Annotated in this window: 24 protein-coding genes; 14 read left to right on the top strand and 10 right to left on the bottom strand. The window is 70.4% G+C overall.

Translation table 11 applies throughout. From position 1 onward, the window contains the following. Positions 1-102 precede the first annotated feature (102 nt). Positions 103-1,320, top strand: coding sequence for a low temperature requirement protein A (locus MYF83_RS35325; protein WP_248965103.1), 1,218 nt, complete (start codon positions 103-105; stop codon positions 1,318-1,320). 37 nt (positions 1,321-1,357) lie between these two features. On the opposite strand, the gene nhaA is transcribed toward MYF83_RS35325, so the two are convergent. Further along, positions 1,358-2,680 (bottom strand): Na+/H+ antiporter NhaA, encoded by a 1,323-nt coding sequence (gene nhaA, locus MYF83_RS35320; protein WP_248965102.1) that lies wholly within the window; start codon positions 2,678-2,680, stop codon positions 1,358-1,360. 232 nt (positions 2,681-2,912) lie between these two features. Between nhaA and MYF83_RS35315 the strand changes: the two genes are divergently transcribed. From MYF83_RS35315 to MYF83_RS35295, 5 genes are all read left to right on the top strand, one after another. Continuing rightward, positions 2,913-3,656, top strand: coding sequence for a TetR/AcrR family transcriptional regulator (locus MYF83_RS35315; protein WP_248965101.1), 744 nt, complete (start codon positions 2,913-2,915; stop codon positions 3,654-3,656). A 9-nt stretch (positions 3,657-3,665) separates the two neighbouring features. Then, complete coding sequence (locus MYF83_RS35310; protein ID WP_248965100.1) at positions 3,666-4,475, top strand: ABC transporter permease; 810 nt, start codon at positions 3,666-3,668, stop codon at positions 4,473-4,475. A 219-nt stretch (positions 4,476-4,694) separates the two neighbouring features. Continuing rightward, on the top strand, positions 4,695-5,219 hold the full coding sequence (locus MYF83_RS35305; protein WP_248965099.1) for a hypothetical protein: 525 nt from the start codon (positions 4,695-4,697) through the stop codon (positions 5,217-5,219). A 56-nt stretch (positions 5,220-5,275) separates the two neighbouring features. Next, positions 5,276-5,947: a response regulator transcription factor gene (locus tag MYF83_RS35300; RefSeq protein ID WP_248965098.1), complete on the top strand. Its 672-nt coding sequence runs from the start codon at positions 5,276-5,278 to the stop codon at positions 5,945-5,947. Beyond that, the gene (locus tag MYF83_RS35295; protein WP_248965097.1) at positions 5,944-7,269 is read left to right on the top strand and encodes a sensor histidine kinase; all 1,326 of its coding nucleotides are present in this window, start codon (positions 5,944-5,946) and stop codon (positions 7,267-7,269) included. Before MYF83_RS35300 ends, MYF83_RS35295 begins: the two co-directional genes overlap by 4 nt. Before the next feature lie 281 nt (positions 7,270-7,550). Here MYF83_RS35295 and MYF83_RS35290 read toward each other — a convergent pair whose 3' ends face one another. Continuing rightward, entirely contained in the window at positions 7,551-7,802 is a 252-nt protein-coding gene (locus MYF83_RS35290; RefSeq protein ID WP_248965096.1) for a hypothetical protein, read from the bottom strand. A gap of 67 nt (positions 7,803-7,869) precedes the next feature. Here MYF83_RS35290 and MYF83_RS35285 point away from each other — a divergent pair, with 67 nt between their 5' ends. Continuing rightward, entirely contained in the window at positions 7,870-8,691 is an 822-nt protein-coding gene (locus tag MYF83_RS35285; protein ID WP_279340505.1) for an ABC transporter substrate-binding protein, read from the top strand. 277 nt (positions 8,692-8,968) lie between these two features. Beyond that, a complete protein-coding gene (locus MYF83_RS44595) occupies positions 8,969-9,133 on the top strand; it encodes an imine reductase family protein (RefSeq protein WP_372500335.1) in 165 nt (54 codons plus the stop codon). 213 nt (positions 9,134-9,346) lie between these two features. Here the strand turns inward: MYF83_RS44595 and MYF83_RS43330 are convergent, their stop codons facing one another. Beyond that, the gene (locus MYF83_RS43330) at positions 9,347-9,718 is read right to left on the bottom strand and encodes a ClpX C4-type zinc finger protein (RefSeq protein WP_279340504.1); all 372 of its coding nucleotides are present in this window, start codon (positions 9,716-9,718) and stop codon (positions 9,347-9,349) included. Between the two features lie 144 nt (positions 9,719-9,862). Then, entirely contained in the window at positions 9,863-10,702 is an 840-nt protein-coding gene (locus tag MYF83_RS35275) for a helix-turn-helix transcriptional regulator (RefSeq protein ID WP_248965094.1), read from the bottom strand. A gap of 102 nt (positions 10,703-10,804) precedes the next feature. Between MYF83_RS35275 and MYF83_RS35270 the strand changes: the two genes are divergently transcribed. Next, positions 10,805-11,512 (top strand): SDR family NAD(P)-dependent oxidoreductase, encoded by a 708-nt coding sequence (locus tag MYF83_RS35270; RefSeq protein ID WP_248965093.1) that lies wholly within the window; start codon positions 10,805-10,807, stop codon positions 11,510-11,512. Between the two features lie 179 nt (positions 11,513-11,691). Here the strand turns inward: MYF83_RS35270 and MYF83_RS35265 are convergent, their stop codons facing one another. Together MYF83_RS35265 and MYF83_RS35260 are read right to left on the bottom strand one after the other, a co-directional pair. Next, entirely contained in the window at positions 11,692-11,955 is a 264-nt protein-coding gene (locus tag MYF83_RS35265) for an RNA polymerase sigma factor (protein WP_248965092.1), read from the bottom strand. Then, complete coding sequence (locus MYF83_RS35260) at positions 11,952-12,950, bottom strand: helix-turn-helix transcriptional regulator (protein ID WP_248965091.1); 999 nt, start codon at positions 12,948-12,950, stop codon at positions 11,952-11,954. Before MYF83_RS35260 ends, MYF83_RS35265 begins: the two co-directional genes overlap by 4 nt. Before the next feature lie 62 nt (positions 12,951-13,012). On the opposite strand from MYF83_RS35260, the gene MYF83_RS35255 reads away from it, so the two are divergent. Together MYF83_RS35255 and MYF83_RS35250 are read left to right on the top strand one after the other, a co-directional pair. Next, positions 13,013-13,600, top strand: coding sequence for a DinB family protein (locus MYF83_RS35255; protein WP_248965090.1), 588 nt, complete (start codon positions 13,013-13,015; stop codon positions 13,598-13,600). Continuing rightward, a complete protein-coding gene (locus MYF83_RS35250; RefSeq protein ID WP_248965089.1) occupies positions 13,597-14,058 on the top strand; it encodes a VOC family protein in 462 nt (153 codons plus the stop codon). The genes MYF83_RS35255 and MYF83_RS35250 overlap by 4 nt, the downstream gene beginning before the upstream one ends. Before the next feature lie 31 nt (positions 14,059-14,089). Here MYF83_RS35250 and MYF83_RS35245 read toward each other — a convergent pair whose 3' ends face one another. Further along, positions 14,090-14,242 carry a hypothetical protein gene (locus MYF83_RS35245; protein ID WP_248965088.1) on the bottom strand — a complete coding sequence of 51 codons (153 nt, stop codon included), beginning with the start codon at positions 14,240-14,242 and terminating at the stop codon, positions 14,090-14,092. Between the two features lie 33 nt (positions 14,243-14,275). Continuing rightward, on the bottom strand, positions 14,276-15,136 hold the full coding sequence (locus MYF83_RS35240; RefSeq protein ID WP_248965087.1) for an SDR family NAD(P)-dependent oxidoreductase: 861 nt from the start codon (positions 15,134-15,136) through the stop codon (positions 14,276-14,278). A gap of 185 nt (positions 15,137-15,321) precedes the next feature. Here MYF83_RS35240 and MYF83_RS35235 point away from each other — a divergent pair, with 185 nt between their 5' ends. Beyond that, entirely contained in the window at positions 15,322-16,203 is an 882-nt protein-coding gene (locus MYF83_RS35235) for a helix-turn-helix transcriptional regulator (protein WP_248965086.1), read from the top strand. Between the two features lie 147 nt (positions 16,204-16,350). Here MYF83_RS35235 and MYF83_RS35230 read toward each other — a convergent pair whose 3' ends face one another. Beyond that, a complete protein-coding gene (locus MYF83_RS35230) occupies positions 16,351-16,941 on the bottom strand; it encodes a TetR/AcrR family transcriptional regulator (protein ID WP_248965085.1) in 591 nt (196 codons plus the stop codon). Positions 16,942-17,029: 88 nt separating this feature from the next. On the opposite strand from MYF83_RS35230, the gene MYF83_RS35225 reads away from it, so the two are divergent. Further along, complete coding sequence (locus tag MYF83_RS35225; RefSeq protein ID WP_248965084.1) at positions 17,030-17,716, top strand: nitroreductase; 687 nt, start codon at positions 17,030-17,032, stop codon at positions 17,714-17,716. Between the two features lie 730 nt (positions 17,717-18,446). Here MYF83_RS35225 and MYF83_RS35220 read toward each other — a convergent pair. After that, positions 18,447-19,382 (bottom strand): hypothetical protein, encoded by a 936-nt coding sequence (locus tag MYF83_RS35220; RefSeq protein ID WP_248965083.1) that lies wholly within the window; start codon positions 19,380-19,382, stop codon positions 18,447-18,449. 48 nt (positions 19,383-19,430) lie between these two features. On the opposite strand from MYF83_RS35220, the gene MYF83_RS35215 reads away from it, so the two are divergent. Continuing rightward, positions 19,431-19,778 (top strand): hypothetical protein, encoded by a 348-nt coding sequence (locus tag MYF83_RS35215; protein WP_248965082.1) that lies wholly within the window; start codon positions 19,431-19,433, stop codon positions 19,776-19,778. Positions 19,779-19,859: the final 81 nt, after the last annotated feature.

Genomic DNA, 19,859 nt, shown 5'->3' with positions numbered 1-19,859 from the left:
TACGTCCGACCTACCCACGGTGAACGGCCGCCTCGCCGCCGGCGGATCCGGGGCGGACCGTGCTCGCACGGGTGAGGTCACGCGCGCCGATACAGTACGCGCATGTCACTGCTCCGCACCCGCATGGTGGCCCGCGACCTGGGAGAGCCGCATCGTGCCTCCAGCCCTCTGGAGCTGCTCTTCGACCTGACCTTCGTCGCCGCGGTGTCGCAGGTCGCTGGGCGGCTCGCGCACGCGACGGAACAGGGGCACGGCCTCGAGGCGGCAGTGCCGTTCCTCATGGTCTTCTTCGCCATCTGGTGGGCGTGGATGAACTTCACCTGGTTCGCCTCCGCGTACGACACCGACGACGTGCCCTACCGCGTCATGACCCTCATGCAGATGGCCGGCGTGCTCGTGCTCGCCGCCGGGGTGCCCGCGGCGTTCGAGGGCGAGTTCACCACCGTGACGGTCGGCTACCTCGTCATGCGGGCCGGGCTGGTGAGCCTGTGGCTGCGCGCGGCGATCGCGCACCCCGAGGGCCGGACGACGGCTCTTCGCTACGCGATCGGAGTCTCGCTGGTTCAGGTGCTCTGGGTGTCCAGGCTAGCCCTGCCAGGGGACGGGCCGTTCTGGCTGTTCTTCGTGCTCGTGGCGCTCGACCTCGCCGTGCCCCCGTTCGCGGAGCGCACCGGGACGACGGCGTGGCACCCGCACCACATCGCCGAACGGTACGGGCTGTTCACGATCATCTTGCTCGGCGAGAGCGTGCTCGCGGCGACGAACGCCGTGCGTGGCGCGGTCGAGAACGGGCTGAGCGCCCGCCTCGTCGTCATCGCGATGGCCGGTCTGGTCATCCTGTTCGCGCTGTGGTGGATCTACTTCTCCGAGCCGGCCGGCGAGGGGCTCGAGGAGCGACGCGACAGGTCGTTCTTCTGGGGCTACGGGCACTACGCGATATTCGCGGCGCTCGCGGCGCTCGGCGCGGGACTCGAGGCCGCCGTCGCGTCGGCGGGCGAGGGCGAGCACCACATCGAGGCGGGCGCGGGCGCCGTGGTCGCCTTGGTCGGCATCCCCGCCGCCGTGGTGCTCGTCATGCTGTGGGTACTGCACGCCCCCCTCGTGAGCCGCAACGTCGTGCGACCGGAGTCGATCGGCGTCGCGGTGGCGCTCGTGCTGCTCACCATGTTCGCCGCACCCACCATCGGTGTCGCCGCGGGGCTCACCGTCATCGCCGTGGTGCTCGTGCTCCTGCTCGCGGTGACGCTCGCGAGTGAGGCGCGGCGAGCGCGGAACCGATCGCTTCCGGCGCCCGCCGCCAAAGCGCCGGCCCCGGGATGAGCTCTCGCCCCCGGCCACAGCCGCGGCCGGGCCGCGGTCACTTGCCGGTCTCCTCGGGTGGGGCGTAGGCATCGGGGACGCCGTCATGGTCGCGGTCTTCGGTCTCGGCCCGATGAAGCCGGCGGTAGGCGCGGTTGCGAAGCCGCAGCACGACGGCGGCCAGCATGGCGGCGATCAGGGAGCCGGTCAGCACGGCGACCTTGACGTGCTCGTCGCGCAGGCTTCCTATGCCGAAGGCCAGCTCCCCGATCAGCAGGGAGACGGTGAACCCGATCCCGGCGAGGATCGCCAGGCCCGCGACGTCGATCCAGCCCAGTCCCTCGTCCAGGTCGGCCCGGGTGAAGCTGGCCGTCAGCCAGGTGGCGGCCATGATTCCGAGCGGCTTGCCGGCCACCAGGCCGATGACGACGCCCAGGGCCACAGGGTCGCCGAGTGCGGTGCGCAGCCCGTCGGCGCCGCCGAGGTGCACCCCGGCGGACAGCAGGGCGAAGACGGGCACGGCCACGGCGGCCGACAGCGGCCGGAAGCGGTGCTCGAAGTGCTCGGCCAGGCCCGGTCCCGCTTCCGGGCCGCCGGCGCGCCGCCTGCGGACGACCGGCACGGCGAAGGCGAGCAGCACGCCCGCGACGGTGGCGTGGATCCCGGCCGCGTGCACCAGGACCCACGTGGCGGCGGCCGGCGGCAGCAGCAGCCACCAGGAGCGCACGCGCCGCTGGACCAGCACGGTGAAGGCCGCCAGCGGTACGAGCGCCGCCGACAGCCAGGCCACCTGCAGGTGCTCGGTGTAGAAGACGGCGATGATGACGATGGCCAGCAGGTCGTCGACCACGGCCAGCGTGAGCAGGAAGGTGCGCAACGCCGAGGGCAGGTGACGGCCGACGACGGCGAGCACGGCCAGGGCGAAGGCGATGTCGGTGGCGGTGGGCACGGCCCAGCCTCGCACCGCGCCGCCGGCGGCACCGGTGTTGACGATCAAGTAGATGGCGGCCGGCGCGATGACGCCACCGACGGCGGCGGCGATGGGCACGACGGCCCGCCTGAGCTCACTCAGGTCACCGGCGACGAACTCGCGTTTCAGCTCCAGCCCGGCGACGAAGAAGAAGATCGCCAGCAGCCCGTCGCCGGCCCACTGGGCCATGGTCAGGTCCAGGTGCAACCCCGCCGGGCCGATCCGGGCGCCCTGCAGCGCCTCGTAGGCGCCGGCCCACGGCGAATTGGCCCACACGAGCGCCAGCGCCGCCCCGGCCAGCAGCAAGGCGCCGCCGATGGTCTCCCGGCGCAGGATGGCGGCGATGCGGCGGGTCTCGGGCCACGAGCCGCGGCCGAACAGGCGGGGGGCGCTGCGAGTGGTGCTGGGCATGGGCTCGCTTTCCAGGGTCGGGTCGAGACTGCCGACCAGACTTCCCGGCGCACCGGTCTCAGCCTATCGGTGCCCCCTGGTGCGCCGGAGGCGGAGCCCTCTTCTCATCCGCCGGGGTTCGTCCGGCTCTCGAGGGCGAGCACCCGGGTGCTCTCTTGTGGCTACGGCGTGCTCAAACAGACACATCGTAGCCATTGCGGTACGCTGTTCGCAACAGAGGAGGAGGCCCGTGATGACCGATCCGGGGAAGGAGCCCGCGCCCGTCCTGGTGTGGAGCAAGGACCGGCGCACCCCACGCCGTCAGGCCCCGAGCGTGGAGCAGATCGTGCACACCGCTATCCGGATCGCCGACGCCGAAGGGCTGTCCGCGCTGTCGATGCGTCGCGTCGCCGCCGATCTCGGCTCCGGGACGGCCTCGCTCTACCGGTACGTGGCCAGCCGCGACGACCTGCTGGATCTGATGATCGACACGGTGCAGGGCGAAGCCGGCCCGCCGCCGCTGTCCGGCGACTGGCGGGCCGACCTTAGCGAGGTCGCCCGCCACGTCCGCGCCACGATGCTTCGCCACCCGTGGCTCGGCTCCGAGCTCGCCGGCCGCCCGGCCCTCGGCGCGAACTCGCTGCGCCGGTACGACGTCGCGCTCACCACCGCCACCGCGCTCACTCCGGACATCACCCTCGCCGCCAACGTCGTCGACACGGTCCTGGCGTACGTCTTCGGCACCGTCGCCCGGGAACTCGCCGACGAGCAGGCACGGCGGCGATCCGGCCTCACCGAGGATCAGTGGCGAGACAGCGTCGCTCCCTACATCCGCGACGTCATCGCGAGCGGCGCCTACCCGCAGTTCGCCCGCCTGGTACTCGACGCCGAAGACACCGGCCCGGACCAGCGCTTCGACTTCGGCCTCGCCTGCGTACTGGACGGAGTCGCCGCCAGGGTGGGCGGCACCGGATCCGCCGGCCTCGCGCACTCCTAGGCAACGACATTGAGCCACCTCACCGCCTCCACGCTGCTTCCGGTCACGCCGGTGCTGGGCGTCGTCATGGGCGCGCTGGTCATCGCCGCCGCCGGTGTCGCGGCGTTCGGCCGGCTGGGATACGGCCGGGCCGCGCTCGGCGCATCGGCACGGGCCGCCGCGCAACTCGCGGCCGTGTCCCTGGTGATCACCTCGATCACCAGGTCGCTGCTGTTGATCGCCGCGTTCGTGCTCGTCATGTTCCTGGTCGCCGGCGGTACCGCGGGGCGGCGCATCACCAGCGACCGGACGGCCTGGTGGGCCCTTGTCCCCATCGGTGCCGGTGCCCTGCCGGTCCTCGCGGTCCTGCTGGCCACCGGCCTGGTGCCGCCGCGCGGAATAGCGGTGATCCCCATCGCGGGAATCCTCATCGGCGGCGCGCTGACCGCCACCTCGCTGGCGGGACGCCGCGCCCTCGACGAGCTCATCCAGCGGCGCGGTGAGGTCGAGGCCGCCCTGGCCATCGGCTTCACCGACAGGGAGGCCGCCGTGGAGATCTGCCGGCCGCAGGCCGCCACCGCCCTCATGCCCGCGCTCGACCAGACCCGCACGGTCGGCCTGGTCACTCTCCCGGGCGCGTTCGTCGGCATGCTGCTCGCCGGCGCCACCCCGCTCGCCGCCGGCGCCGTCCAGCTGTTCGTCCTCATCGCGCTGCTCGCCGTCGAGGCGATCGCGATCGTCGTCACCATCGAACTCGCTGCCCGCGCCAGATTCACCCGCCCACCGGCGGAGGCGGACGCAGCCGCGCCCAGAAGGTGGTTCGGCCCGCGGCGTCGTTGATCACCGGCGCCCGGGTGCCGACATAGGGGTGCCGTCAACGAACGCGTCACCCGCCCCGAACCTCGGATGATCACGGATGCAGGCCGGGATACGAGGGGCGGGTTTTGCCGGCGATGACGTTCTAGGGCGTTTCTAAGGTTCGCCGACGGCGTGGTGAAGGTGGCCCGGATTAGCTGACAGAGGTCGCCGGACAAGGCGCCGGCGCGGAAGGAGGAGGTCATGAATCGACGAAGGGCCGTCGTGGTCGCCGGGGTGATCGCGGTGCTAGGGCTGAGCGGATCGGGGGCCGTGGCGGCCTCGGCCGGTCAGGAACCCCCCGCTGTCAAGTGCGACCCGGCCACGGTGGGGAGCCGGGCCGCTGACCCTGCCGATGAGAAGGCCAAGGCCAACAGCAAGGACGAACCGATCGGCACCGAGGAACTGGCCCCGGCACTGGCCGCCGAGTTGGGCATCAGCCTCGACCAGGCGACCTCGGCCCTGCAGGAACTGTTCGCGCACGCCGACGAGCGGGGCGGGCTGCAGCCGGACTCGCCGAGCTTCCACGCGGTGGCCGACCGTCTGGGCATCTCCACGGAACAGCTGAGGCAGGCACTGGCCCGGGTCAAGCAGGCTCTGGACCCGATCAAGCAGGGCCAGGACGCGATCAAGCAGGCCCCGGACGCGGTCAAGCAGGCCCCGGACGCGGTCAAGCGGGCGGCCCAGCCGCCTGAGGATTCAGCCTCACCGGGCGCCGGCAAGCCCTAAGACCATTAGGGCGGGCGGGGCTAGGCGGCGGTGAGCTCGACGGGGAGAGTGGGATCATGCACGTCCTTGTGGCCGACGACGACGAGGCGGTACGCCGCTCCCTGACGCGTGCGCTCACCCGTGAGGGCTATCACGTGAGCACCGCCGCCGACGGCCTGCACGCGCTGGAGGCGGCAGGCGGCGGCAGGCAGGACGCGGTGGTGCTGGACATCATGATGCCCGGGCTCGACGGGCTGGCGGTGTGCCGCCGTCTGCGGGCGGGCGGAGACCGTACCCCGATCCTGATGCTCACCGCCCGCGACCTGGTCACAGACCGGGTCGCCGGCTTGGACGCCGGGGCTGACGACTACCTGGTCAAGCCATTCGCGCTGGAAGAGCTGCGGGCTCGCCTGCGCGCGCTGCTCAGGCGCAGCGGCGCGGCGCAGGAGCTGCTGCGTTTCGCCGATCTCGAACTGGACGCTGCGGCCTGCGTGGCTCACCGCGGCGGAAGGCTGCTCGATCTGACGAGAACCGAGTACACGCTGCTGAAGGTGTTCCTGCGCAACCCGAACCGGGTGCTGAGCCGTAGCGTGATCTTCGACGCCGTCTGGGGCTACGATTTCGGCCCATCCTCCAACGCGCTCTGGGTCTACATCAGCTACCTGCGGGCCAAGCTGGAGGCCGCAGGCGAGCCGCGGCTGATCCAGACCGTCCGGGGGCTGGGATACGTGTTGCGGGAGGAGCCGTGACGTTGCGCACGCGGGTCGCCGTGGCCGTGGCCGCCGTCGTGGCGGTAGCGCTGCTGGCCGCCTCCCTGGTGCTGTACCCGGCCATGGCGGCGGGGCTGGCCGGCCGGCACGACGGGGAGTTGGTGGTGGCCGCCGGGCAGACGCCCCGCCTGCTCAGCGCGCTCAAGGCCACCGACGTGCCCATGCCCTCGCCGCCGATCAACGTGGGCACCACCCTGCTGCAACTCTTCCCCCCTCCCGTCACTGCCGGCGCCGCTCCGGGATTCGTGCCGGTCACCAGCCGGGACGCCGACGTGGCGCGGGGCGACGGCGCCGCCTACTTTCAGGAGACCAGCTACAACGGGGTCCGTTACCGCGTCTACACCGCTCCGCTGCTCCTGCGAAATGGGTTGGTGCGCACCGCCGTTGCGCTGGACCAGGACGCGGCGACGCTCGCACAGCTGCGGCTCCTGCTGGCGGCGCTGACCGTCGGCGGCGCGCTGATCGCCGGAGCGGGCGCGCGTCTCGCCGCCGGGCGAGTACTGCGTCCCATCGCCCGGCTGACCGACGCGGTCGAGCAGATCACCGCCACCGGTAAGCTCACCGCCGACGGCCTGGACAGCGGCGGGCGCGACGAGGTGGGCCGTCTGGCGCGCTCCTTCACCACGATGACAAGCGCACTACGCGAGTCGATGCTCGCCCAGCGGCGCCTGGTCGCGGATGGCTCCCACGAGCTGCGTACCCCCCTCACCAGCCTCATCACCAATCTGGAGCTGCTGCAGGAGGGCCGCGGCACCGCCGACCCGCAGGCCCCCGCCCTCGTCCACGAGGCCCGTGCCCAGGCCGCAGAGCTGCGCGTTCTGGTCAACGACCTGGTCGAGCTGGCCAGGTACGGCGACATCCAGATGCACATCGAAGACGTCCGCCTCGATCTGATCGCGGAACATGCGGTCGCCAGGACGCGAGCCCGCGCGCCGCAGGTGTGCCTGCGCACCGAACTCGCGCAGTGCCTCGTACGCGCCGACGCCGACGCCGTCGAACGAGCCGCCACCAACCTCATCGACAACGCGGTCAAATGGAGCCCGGCAGGCGGTGAGGTGCTGGTACGGGTCACACCACCGGGCATCCTTTCGGTGAGCGACCAAGGGCCCGGCATCGCACCGGACGACCTGCCCTTCGTCTTCGACCGCTTCTACCGCGCGCGCGAGGCCCGCGCGCTGCCCGGATCAGGCCTCGGCCTGGCCATCGTGCGGCAGATCGCCGAGGCGCACGCGGGCACCGTACGCGCCGAACCGCTTCCGCGGGGTGTCCGCCTGCACCTGTCCCTGCCCGCAGCCAACTGAACCGGCCCCCAGCCCCGGGCAAGCCAGACTGACCACTTCCGTCTTTCGTGTCAGCCCGATCATCACCGGGAGGGCGACGTGCGCACCGCCGACCGCAGGCCTCTGGCCTGCTCGGCGCGGGCGGTATCCGGCGCACCGGTCGTTCAGGGACGCCCGCCCCTCGTCACGCGCTGCGCCAGCGGGCCCGCGTCCCGGCACCGTAACCGCACCTCATCAAGGTGCCGGAGCCGGTCCTGCCGAGCGCGCCCACTGGTGAGCAGAACGCGCCGGGGTGGACTCCGCTACGGATCGACGGCCGAGGCGGGCGCGCGGCCCGGGTCGCCCGCGGGGCCGGCTTGGGCTTGTGGACCCTCCTTGTCGGCGCCGGTGCCGGCGTCCGCGTGGGAGCCGCCCTGGTCATGGTCGGCGCCGAGGTCGCCGTCGCCCGTTCGTCCAAGGCGCCGGCGGGTTCGGGCGTGGTCGGCCGGCTCGACGTCCGGATCGTGGGGGATGGCGGTGCCGCGTCTCGGAGCGAGGTGGTGACCGATCCGCATCCCGACGCGAGGACGACGGCGGCGAGCAACGCGGCCGCCCGGGAGGATGTGGGCATGAGGTCCTCTCATGGGGTTCCGTGCGTGGGTATCCCAGCACACCCGCTCACGTACCGAACCCGCATCGCCACAATCCGTTATCGAATGGTGGTGTCCGGCAGGACGGCCGGTCCACCGTCCCAGCCGACCAGGAGCCACCGGTCGCAGACGACGGAGGACCGCGCGGCACGAGAACGGGCGGCTCGTCGTGCACGAGGACTCGCCGATCACCTCCCTTTCCGACCTCGCGGGCAAGCGGGTCGCGCTCGGGCACGGCTCCGGGCAGACCACGCTGCTGCTGTTCGCCCTCGACCGGGCGGGGCTGAGCTGGAAGGACATCGAGCCGGTCGACGCGTACGGCGACGCCGCCCAGCTGTTCCTGGACCGGGAAGTGGACGCCTGGGTCGGGTCGTACCCGTCCCTGACCCGCGTCGAGCGGGAGTCCTCCATCCGAGGGCTCGTCGCGACGGACGGACTGTTCAGCCACCGCTCGCTCTGGTTCACCCGGCGTGACTTCGCCGAGCGGCACCCCGAGGAGCTGGCGGCCATCGTCGCCGCCCTCCAGGAGTCGGACGCCTGGATCCAGCAGAATCATCGGGCGGCGGCCGAGCTGTTCGCCGCCGACGACGGGGGAGACGTCGACGCCTGGGAGCACGCTCTGCGCACCCGCCCGTTCGGGCTGCACCCCGTCAGCGAGGACTTCGTCGCCGAGCAGCAGCGCGCGGCCGACCTTTTCCACGCCAGCGGCCTGATCGACCGGAAGATCAGCGTCTCCGAGGCCGTCCTGCCGGAGATCAACAGGCTGGTCGACCCCACTCAGGCCGACTACCCAGACGAGGCAGGCAGGCTCTGAAGGCACGGGTCCGGGTCCCGCGGGGGCTCGGACCCCTCGCTTTCCGGGCCGTCATGGCCAGACCGGAATTCCGCGACGGCACGGCTGCTGATGGCTCGATGGTCGTTGCGGATCAAATGAATCTACAATGTAAAGGCCTCAGGTTGTTAGCGCTCAAACACCCCTCCCAAACCCAACCCCGCAGCGAAAGAAGGCTGCGCCTCGCCGCATCTCCTCGCCCCGATGGACTGGCTCGCAACCCGACGAACGCGTGCGGTAGCCACTTTTTTGTGGGTACTTGTCGGCCGGGCCGAAGTGGCCTGAAGCTTGGTCGTGGGCGGAGGCCCATGGCATCGACGCGGGCGTGATGCGTGCGGCCGAGGGCCTGGCGCGCCGCGCCATCGGACGGGGCCACGGTGCGGACGGGTTCCTCCGGATCACCGAGATCCTGAACCCCCGCTGAGCCGGATCGCGTGCCCACCGACTGCGAAACTCCGGTTCGACCAGGATCTGTGCGGTCGTTCCTGAACGGTCAGGGAACGTCCGGAGGGCCTGTGGCCGCTTCGTCTGGACGGGCTCCGCCTGGAACAGCCCATCCCCACCACGCAATAGCGGGATCATCTCGCCTACTCGCATAGAAGATCACAAGAATGCGGGCGGGTTGCGCCGGGTCGTGTCACTCCTCGCCGGAGAACCGCTCCCATGCGGACTGGCGGGTGATCCCGAGAGCTTCGCCGATCTTGACCCAGGTGACGCCGCGTCGGCGCAGTTCCTGCACCCACGAGCGCAGGTCGGCCTCGGCCTGGTCGATGTGCGCGGCGACGCGCGGAATGTGGCTCAGCATCTCCCCGTCTGTCATCGACTCCCAGACGGGCATGCGCGGTCCTGCGGGGCTGTCGAGGCTCCCGTCGATGATCGACGTGGCGAGAGCCACGCACTCGTTGCAGATGTACACTCCAGCGCCAGCGACCAGCTTGTCGACCTTGGTGTCCGGCTTGCCGCAGAAGGAACACCGAGCGAGTTCGGCCAGGGTGTCTGGCGGTGTCATAGCGCACTCCTAAGCTGTCAGGACGTCCCTGACACCCTAGGTCGTCAGGGGATCCCTGACAACTGGTATGCGCGTTGCACCGTTCTGAAACGCCTCGCCGGCAACACCCCAGTGCCAGGCGATCGCCGTTACTGAGACACGCTCCTAGCCGACGAGTGTCTGGGTGCCGAGCACGGTGAGCAGTGCGAGGCGTTCGGCGTCCTGCGTGCCGGGCTCGGCCGTGTAGATCATGATGCGCAGGTCGCTGCCCGCCACGGTGAGCACGTCGCAGTCCAGCGTCAGGGGGCCTGCTTGCGGATGATCGATGGTCTTGCGCGCGGCCTCGTGGCGGCCGACGGCGCCGGAATCCCACAGTTCGGCGAACCGGGTGCTGTTCGCGCGCAGTTCCGCTACCAGCCGCCGTAGCCGCTGGTCGGCCGGATAGCGGCCGGCGGCCGCGCGCAGGTCGGCGACCAGTGCGGCCTCGAACGCGCGCTGTGCCTGCGGTGTGTGGCGGACCCGGGTGCCCTCGCCGAGCAGGTTGCGCCATACCCCGTTGCGCTGGTTGCCACGCCATCCGGACGGATCGCCCATCAATGCCGCGTACGGCGGGTTGGCCACGAGCAGCGTCCAGGACGCGTCGTAGACCGCGACGGGTGTCCCGGTCAGCCTGTCCAGCAGCCGCTGGACGCTCGGGGTGATGTGCGCGGGGACCGTTTCCGGGCCCGGCGGCGCCAGGCCGGCCAGCCGGAACAGGTGTGCGCGCTCGGTTCCCGACAGCCGCAGGGCCCTGGCCAGGGCTTCGACGACCTGCGCCGACGGGTTGGACGCGCGGCCCTGTTCGAGGCGGGTGACGTAGTCGACGGAGATCCCGGCCAGCAGGGCCAGTTCCTCGCGGCGCAGCCCGGCCGCGCGCCGGTGCCCGCCGGTGGGCAGCCCGGCCGTCTCAGGCGAGACCCGGTCGCGCCAGCGCCGCATCACCTGCCCGAATTCCGCCGTCGCCATGCCCACCAGTGTGCACCGCCGGCCGCGGACCTGCCTGGTACCGGTAGTCCCAGGAAGACCGGACGCCTGGCTGACCACACCGTCCGCCCGGATCCTGGAGGCATGACAACGACACTGATCACCGGAGCGAACAAGGGTCTTGGCTTCGAGACCGCCCGCCGGCTCATCTCGGCGGGCCACACCGTCTACGTGGGCAGCCGGGACGCCGAACGCGGGCGCCGGGCCGCCGAGCGGCTGGGCGCGCGCTTGGTCCTCCTCGACGTCACCGACGACGCGTCCGTCGACGCCGCGGCGAAGACGATCGAGGCAGGCGGCGGACTGGACGTGCTGGTCAACAACGCCGGCATCGAAGGGCGAGTGCGGGACGGAGGTGTGGTCGGCGCCGCGGACCTGACCGCCGACGTGATGCGGCACACGTTCGAGGCGAACGTCTTCGGCGTGGTGCGCGTCACCCACGCGTTGCTGCCGCTGCTGCAGCGTTCCGCCGCCCCGGTCGTGGTCAACGTCAGCAGCGGCCTGGCCTCGATGGCCCGGGTCGCCGCCCCGGGCACCCCGGTGCACGCCTACCCGGGGGTCGCCTATCCGGCGTCGAAGACCGCGGTCAACATGATCACCGTGCAGTACGCGAAGGCGTTCCCGAACATGCGGATCAACGCGGTGGAGCCTGGCTTCACCAAGACCGACCTGAACGGGAACACCGGCATCCAGACCGTCGAGCAGGGCGCCGAGATCATCGTGCGCATGGCGCAGGTGGGCCCCGACGGCCCCACCGGAGGCTACTTCGACGCCGAAGGCACCCTTCCGTGGTAAGGAAGGGAATCATCAGGGGAAAGGCCCCGGCGTGGTCAAGTGGGTTCGGTGCGCAGGATCTCGCCCGCGGGGCGGCGGGCGCTGATGCGGGCTTGGTATGGCGGTGAGTGCCGGGGGCGCGCCGAGCGCGCGGGCCAGCGCCGAGGAGCGCCTCGCGTCGAGCGCGGTCGCCCAGATGATCACGCCGTGATCGTGGCCGAGACCGATGGCCGGATCATCCAATCGTCGTCATGGGCGCGGTCCCCGGGCCGGCACTGGACGCGATCGACCCGGCCCGGCACCTCGTCGATCCGTCGCCAGGCCACCAGGAAGGTCTCCGCGACGATGTCTGCGGCGTCGTCGGCCTGGCCGGTCCGGCGCATGGCGAAGCCGAGGATCGGGTCGACGTGCTCGGCATAGAGGCAGCGGAAGCGCTCCTGGGCGTTGGCGTGGTCGCGGCTCATGACTCCTCCATGTCCGGCACCGGTGAGATCGTCGCACCGGCCGACAGCAGTCTCTCCGCCAGCGCGCGACAGCGCCTCCTGAGCTCCGGAGGGTCGAGTACCTCGAAGTCGTGCCCCAGCAGGAGCACGTGCATGAGCACGAAGTCGAGACTGCCGGCGCCACTGAGCACCTCGCAGAGCTCGCTCCCTCGCCGTCGTACGACGGCCGCCGACGCCGGAATCTGCGCGCGCACCGTGTGGGCCGACGCGTGCACGAGGAAGCGCGCCTGGTGCGGGTAGACCCGACTCGCCACACCCTCCTGCACGTACGTCGCCGCGTCGGGCGCCGCGCGCGGGCGGAAGCGCCAGCTCCGTGCGGACACATCGGTCATCCGGTCGACGCGGAAGCTGCGCCAGTCGTCGCGATCGAGGTCGTAGGCGAGGAGGTACCAGCGCCGGTCGGAGGCGACCAGACGGTAGGGCTCGACCCGCCGCCGTCGCACCTCGCTCCCGGACGGGTAGCCGAAGCCGGCCTCGACCTTGTCGCGGCAGGCTCTGGCCAGCGTCATGAGCACCTCGGGGTCGACGGGCGTGCGGCCTCCGCCGAAGGACTCCACCGAGCCGGAGAGCGCGCGCACCTCGTGCCGCAGCCGGGTGGGCAGCACCTGGTCGAGCTTGGTCAGCGCCCGGAGTGCGGCGTCGCCGGCGCCGGCGACCGCGCCACCCGCGCCGGCGAGCAGCGAGACCACGGTGGCGATCGCCTCCTCGTCGTCGAGAAGCAGCGGCGGCAGGTCCTGCCCCGGGCCGAGCTGGTAGCCGCCGCCGACACCCTGGCTGGCATGCACCCGATAGCCGAGCGTGCGCAGCCGCTCGACATCACGCCGTACCGTGCGCGGTGTGACCCCGAGCCGGTCGGCGAGCTCGGGGCCGGTCCAGACCTGGCGCTGCTGCAGCAGCCCGAGCAGGGTGAGCACTCGCTCCGTCGTACCCCGCTCGTCACCGCTTGCCACGTTCATGTCGCCCACCCTGCCAGAGACAGCGGACCGATCCTGTCCGCTAGAGGTGTCAGGGTGGCTCCATGGACGCAGACGAACTCGACTGGAACCGGACGCTGCGCGAGCAGTGGGAGTTCCACTGGAACCATCAGCTCCGAGCCCGGCTCGACGGCCTCACCGACGACGAGTACTTCTGGTCGCCGGTGCCGGACGCCTGGAGCGTGCGGCCGCGCGGCAGCTCGATGGCGCGCGTGCAGGTCGGTGCCGGGGACTTCACGATGGACTACGCCTTCCCCGAGCCGGTCCCCGCGGCCTTCACCACGATCGCCTGGCGACTCGGTCACGTCATCGTCGGCGTGCTCGCCGCGCGCAACGCGGCGCACTTCGGCGCGCCGGCGGCGTCGTACGAGACCTGGGAGTACGCCGGCAGCGCGGCCATCGCGCTCGACCAGCTCGAGGCCCAGCTCGACGTCTGGCTGGCCGGGGTGGGCGGCCTCGGCGAGGCAGGGCTCCGGGTCCCGCTCGGCGCGAAGGAGCCCTTCCCCGAGGCGCCCATGGCCGATCTGGTGCTGCACGTCCACCGTGAGCTGATCCACCACCTGTCCGAGGTCTGCCTGCTGCGCGACCTCAACCTGCACACGAAACCCGCTACGAACGGAGCTACCCGATGAGCCGCCACATCCAGGTCACCTTCGACGCCCACGACCCGCGGGCGCTGTCGTCCTTCTGGCGCGACGTACTGGGCTACGTCCACCCCGGCCCGCCCGGAGTCGACCTGCCCGAGGACGCCGACCCGCTGGCGGCGTGGGACGACTTCCTCGCGCGGGTCGGCGTACCGGAGGAGCAGCGCAACACGAGATCGGCCATCGAGGACCCGGACGGGCACGGCCCACGGCTGTTCTTCCAGCAGGTGCCGGAGGACAAGATCGCCAAGAACCGCGTCCACCTCGACGTCCGTGCGGCTCCCGGGCTGCAGGGAGAGGAGCGGATGGCGGCGCTGGAGGTCGAGTGCGATCGGCTCGTCGCGCTGGGAGCGACGCGGGTACGTCGCTACGAGCCCGCTCCGCCGATGAGCGCCGGTTTCATCGTGATGACCGACCCCGAGGGCAACGAGTTCTGCCTGGACTAATCAACCCTCGCCGCGACCTGCAACGAAACCCTCAACCACCGTGATGACCTCGGCAGTCCGCGACTTGCACGAACTTCTCGTGGGGCGCAGCGAGCTCTTCGGCCCAGTACCCGGTCGGGTATTCCGAGCCGTCGTTGCGTTCCCAGATGCCGGCGGCGGACATGACGATCAGAATTTTGCGCACGATTTTTTCCTTTCTGTGACAAACGGCGAATTCTCAGGCGTCGGCGAAGTCAGTGGCGTCGGCGGTCTGCGCGGTGGCCTCGAGGTTCGCGCGCAGGGCATCGACCTTCGCGGTGGCGTAGGCGTGGGCGTCCGAGCCGAGCAGCTGGCGCAGCGGGCCCTCGCCGCGGACAACCTGGCGGATGATCGCCTCCGCGCCCTTGACCGGGTTGCCCAGCTGGTTGCCCTGGAGCTTCAGGTGGTTCTCGGTCATCTCACGCAGACCCGGGTACGCATCCGTCGTCGAGGCGGGCAGCGCGAGCGAGTCGGTGGTGAGGAAATCGGTGCGGAAGTAGCCGGGCTCGACGATGGTGACCTTGACGTCGAAGTCGGCCATCTCCTGGGCCAGCGCTTCGGTGAGACCCTCGAGCGCGAACTTGCCCGCGCAGTAGAGGCCCCAGCCCGGAACCGCGGTCAGCCCGAGAATCGACGACACGTTGACTACATGACCGCTCTTCTGCTCGCGAAGGACCGGCAGCGTGGCACGCAATACGTTCCACACCCCGACGACCTGGACGTCGAGCATGTCGCGAACCTCGCGGGCACTCGTCTCCTCCACGGCGGCCAGGTAGCCGTAGCCAGCGTTGTTGACGACCACGTCGAGCCCGCCGAACCGCTCCGTGGCTTGGCGGACAGCCTGCCGGACCTGCTCGTCATCACGCAGGTCGACGGTTAGCGGCAGCAGCCGCGAGGTGTCGACGCGGTCACCGAGGGCTGCCAGCAGCCGCTCCGTGGAACGGGTCGTCGCGGCGACCTGGTCGCCACGCTGGAGCAGCTGCGTGACCAGCTCCAGGCCCAGACCGCGGGAGGTACCGGTCACGAACCAGGTCGCGGGTCGATCCGTCGGGAAACTCATGGTCGTCCTTTGCTCACGATTTCGGTGATGCGCCTCCGGGCTGTTCCCGTGGTGGCGTTGCTTCAAGAGTGACCCGCCGCAAACCCCCTTGGGGGCCTATCTCGCGCCCTGTGGAGGCGCGGTCTTCGGAACCTAGGACTCGCCGGTCCACCGAGGACCGCGCCAGCTCAGGGATACTCGAACCCGTGAACGAAACCAACCAAGAACTCGCCGATTTCCTACGGCGCGCCCGCAGCCAGATCGACCCCGCGCGCGCCGGCCTGCCCCCCGACGGACGCGTCCGCCGCGTACCCGGCCTCCGCCGCGAAGAAGTCGCCCGCCTCGCCGGCGTATCCACCGACTACTACGCCCGCCTCGAACAAGGCCGCCGCATCACTCCCTCCGCCGCCGTCGTCGAAGCCATCGGCCGCGCCCTCGGCCTCGACGCCGCCGGACGCGCCCACCTCAAAGACCTCATCGGCCTGACCTCGACACCCACCCCCCGCCGAACCCACGACGTCCAGCGCGTCCGCCCCGGCCTCTACCAGCTCCTCGACGCCCTCGACGGCGAACCCGCCCTCATCCTCGGCCGCCGCACCGACATCCTCGCCGCTAACCGCATGGCCAAAGCCCTCTTCACCGACTTCGATCAGTTCCCCGCCGCCCACCGCAACTACGCCCGCTGGATGTTCCTCGACGGCGACGCCCGAGCCCTCTTCCTCGACTGGCCCGACCAAGCCCGCGCCGCCGTCGAAAGCCTCCGGTTCGAAGTCGGCCGCAACCCCGACGACCGCGCCACCACCGACCTCGTCACCGAACTACGCGAACACAGCCGCGAATTCGACCAATGGTGGGAACAACACCGCGTCCACCAGCGCACCCACGGCTCCAAACGCCTCCGCCACAACCTCGTCGGAGACCTCACTGTCGAATACGAAACCCTCGCCCTTCCCGGCGACCCCGAGACCACCCTGTTCATCTACACCACCGAACCGGAATCGCCCTCACGACGAGCCATCGACATCCTCGCCAGCTGGACCGCAACCATCCCCACCCTCGAACCGAACCCCAACATCACCGAGCAGTAACGCCCATCCGAGTTCGCCGGCAACAGCAGCATCGCGGGGCGATATCGACCTGCGACAGGCCGCCGCATCGGCCCGTTCGTCGTTCGCCGACCAGCTGCTGATCATGCGCAGCGCCCTGTAACCGCCCCGGAACCACAAGGGTGTTGTTCACCGGCGGGGACGGCGTGGCGCGTGATCGAGGAGGGTCTCGGCGGCCGCGCGGGCATGGCGGCCGTAGTCGGGGTCGTTGAGCACCATCGCGCGGCTCACGGCGCCGTCGGCGAGGGTGACCAACTGCTCGGCGAGCAGTTCCGGCTCATCGATGTCCATCTCGTCCACGAGCTCGGTCACCAGCGCGAGCATGACGAGCTTCTGCTCGCGCGCGAAGGCGTGCACGCGGCCGGCGGGATCGGGGTGCTCCACCGCGGCGTGGATGAACGGGCATCCATGGACGATTCCATCCGGCCAGGGCTGTACGACGAACATCGCGAGGAGCCGCTCGCGGGGCGTCAGGTCGGTGCGTGTCAGGGTTTCGAGCAGTGTGTACCCGGACCGCAGGAGGTAGTCCAGGTGCGCCAGGACGAGGTCCTCCTTGGTGGGGAAGTGTGCGTAGAGCGTCCTCTTCGAGACCGGGGCCTCGGCGGCGACATCCTCCATCGTGGTCGCGGTGATGCCCTGCTTCGCGAAAAGGCTGCTGGCGGCGGCGAGTACGCGTTCCCGGCCGCCGCGCCCGGCCCGTCGCACCGGCTCGTCACTCATGACGCCGACTATACGGCAGCGTTTACATAATGCGGATCCTCCGCTACGGTCGCTCAGGTAAACGCAAACGTCTACCTAAGGAGGCGGCATGGGAGCGGTGACGAGCGGGCTTCCCGCCATGGCAGAGCGGCTTATCCGGGATCGGCACGCGACCAGGGCGTTCCTGCCCGACCCTGTCCCGGACGAGACGCTTCGGGCCATCTTCGATATAGCCGGTGCCGCGCCGTCGAACGCCAACGCCCAGCCCTGGCACGTCGAGGTGGTCAGCGGGGTCGCACGGGACAACCTCGCCGAGGCGCTCATCTCCGCCGACCGAGCCGGTCGGCGGACAGTCGACTTCCCTTACAGCGAGGACATCTACACACCGGTGCACCAACGCCGACGTGCGGCGTTCGGTGCCGCGATCTACGCCGCACTCGGTATCGACCGCGACGCCTACGATCTGCGTGCCGCCTACGACGCCAAGAGTCTCCGCTTCTACGACGCGCCCCACGTCGCGCTCCTGTACGCGCCGGAATCAGGTGACCCGCGACTGACCGCCGATGTCGGCATGTACGCGCAGACCCTGCTGCTTGCCATGGCCGCTCATGGGGTAGCCAGCTGTCCCCAAGCGCTGCTGAGCTTCTACGCCGACACGGTGCGCGAGACGCTCGGCGTCACCGACGGGAAACTGTTGTTCGGCATCTCGTTCGGCTATGCGGACCCCGCGGCCGCGATCAACGCGGTCACCGTCGGCCGCGAGCCTCTAGGGGAGACAACGCGCTTCCATCGCTGACCGGACGCCCTCCAGCACCTCCTTGCGATCCTCACAGCGGTTCGCCGATCTGCCCTTGTCCGGCGGGCGAGCGGCAGAATGAACTCACCCCCGGCGATTCGAGGAGACTCCGTTCGGGGGCGTACGGCGGCTGTTGTCCGATCGAAGGTCTCCCGAGCAGTTGGCCGTCGTGCACCGGCGTGTGCGGAAGGATGCCATGGCCAGCCGGAAAGTGCCGCGGAGGCGCTTGCGGACAAAGTGGTCTCTCGCCTGCTGCTGGCGCGGTTCGCGGATGGAAGTCAGATCGAGGCGTGACCGGCCGGGTGGTCTCGGCTGTACTGCCGTCCGGCGCCACTCTGCGTTTCGGGTCGAGTTCCCGGGCGAAATAGGCGGACGCCGCCTTTAGGATTTCATTCGTCCGGCGCAGTTCACGGTTTTCTCGCTCCAGCTCGCCAGCTGACTACATGCGCCACAGGGGCGGTCGTCTCGTCCGGGAACCCCTGATGCAGAATCGCGCTGTACAGGTGCGTTAGCGCATCTGTGCGCGCCTTCTCGTCGGAGGACGTCAAAGCCGCCAGATGCCCGGGTGCGTCGGTAGCCTTTCTGTAGGCGTGCGTGAGGTGCGCCCAGTCGAACTGATCGATTATGCGATGCTTCCTTATGCCAGCCGTTCTTCGATTGATTGAACGGCGGCCATGATGCACGGCGTCGAGGTGGTGATCGAGCGGCTCACCAGGTGCTCGGGGCCGTATCAGGAGTGGATCTCGGCTAGCCGGTCCCGGACGTTAAGGTGCCGGCCGTCCGGGCCGGTGGTCATGTCGCAGTACGTCAGCGCCTTCACCAGTTCTGGCCGTTCCTGCGAGAACTCCGCCTGGAGGACGTCGAGTAGGCCGCGTTCGGCGGCCTCGTTGACCGCGCAGGAGTGATGGGCGACCAGGCGGCACAGTCGCTCGTCGGGCAGGTCGACCACAGGCAGCATCGCGTTCACCGCGGCACGCAGCCGCAGCAGGCTCGGCGGTTCGGCCTCGGGCTCCAACGCGGCCAAGTGCAGCCGACCGCGCTCATCGAAACGGATCTGGGTGTTGGCCGGCAGCCGGGCGGCGACCTCGCGGTAGGTGCCATCCAGCAGCGCGGCACAATCGGCCAGGTGATCAGCCGCCTCGCCGGGCAGCTTCAAGCTGGCCAGCACAGTGTCGCGGGCGGCCTCCCAAGCCGTTCCGGCCAGCAGTTTGGCGCGCGGGTCACCCCACCTGGAGGAGTTGGTCGCGAAAATCTCGCCGCGGCGCAGCATCCGGTGGAAGGTCTCCAGCACGCAGAACACATACGCTTTCCAGTCCACGTATCCGGCCTCCACATGCGGGGAGGACAGCACCAGGCGCCGCCAGGACCCGGCCAGCAGGTCGGTGTCGATCTCGGCGGGGGTGACCTTCTTGCGCCCCAGCAGGCCCGGCAGGCTGCGCAGCGCGGCCAGCACCTGACTGCCCTGGGGGGTGGCACCGAAGTCCACCACCTGCGTCAGCGCCGGCAAGAACGGCCGCACTGTGGCAAAGCGGGTGACCAGCTGGGCCCGCCAGGCCTCTTCGGCATCCGAATCCAGCGGCGGCGCCAACTCCAGCACCGCCGCGATCGCCGCCGCCAGCTCCCGGCGCCCAGAGCACCCCATGACGAATGTCATCACTGAGGACATGATCGCTCGTACTATCTCGGCGACCTGCGGCTTTCCTAACGTTGAGGCATGACGAAGAGCAACGACACCCAGTGGCGAGTGGCACTCCTCGGCGGATTCCGCCGCGACGGCAAATGGACCCCGCGTCGCCATACCGTGACGGTCCCGCCCATCGGCGGGGCCGACATCGACCTGACCGAGGCCGTCCTTCCCGGTGACGAGCTGACCATCACCAAGGTGTCGGCTCATCGGCGGCGTCAAGCTGACCGTGCCCGCGGACACGAACGTCGAGGTTCGCGGTTTAGCCTCTTGGGCGGCCGCAAGCTGGACCGCGCGCCCAAGGGTGCCGGTCCGACGGTGCAGCTGAACGCCTACGGCGTCGTCGGCGGGGTTCAGGTACGGCGGACCAGCCGCTGACCCCTTCCGCAGTTCCGGTCCGGAGTTAATGCGGGCTCTGACGGTGAGTATTCCAAACATTACGGACGGCGATGATAGGTT

Source organism: Sphaerisporangium perillae, assembly GCF_023276435.1.
Taxonomy (GTDB): domain Bacteria; phylum Actinomycetota; class Actinomycetes; order Streptosporangiales; family Streptosporangiaceae; genus Sphaerisporangium; species Sphaerisporangium perillae.
The sequence above is the reverse complement of the archived record's forward strand: the minus strand, read 5'-3'. Positions and strand labels throughout refer to the sequence as shown.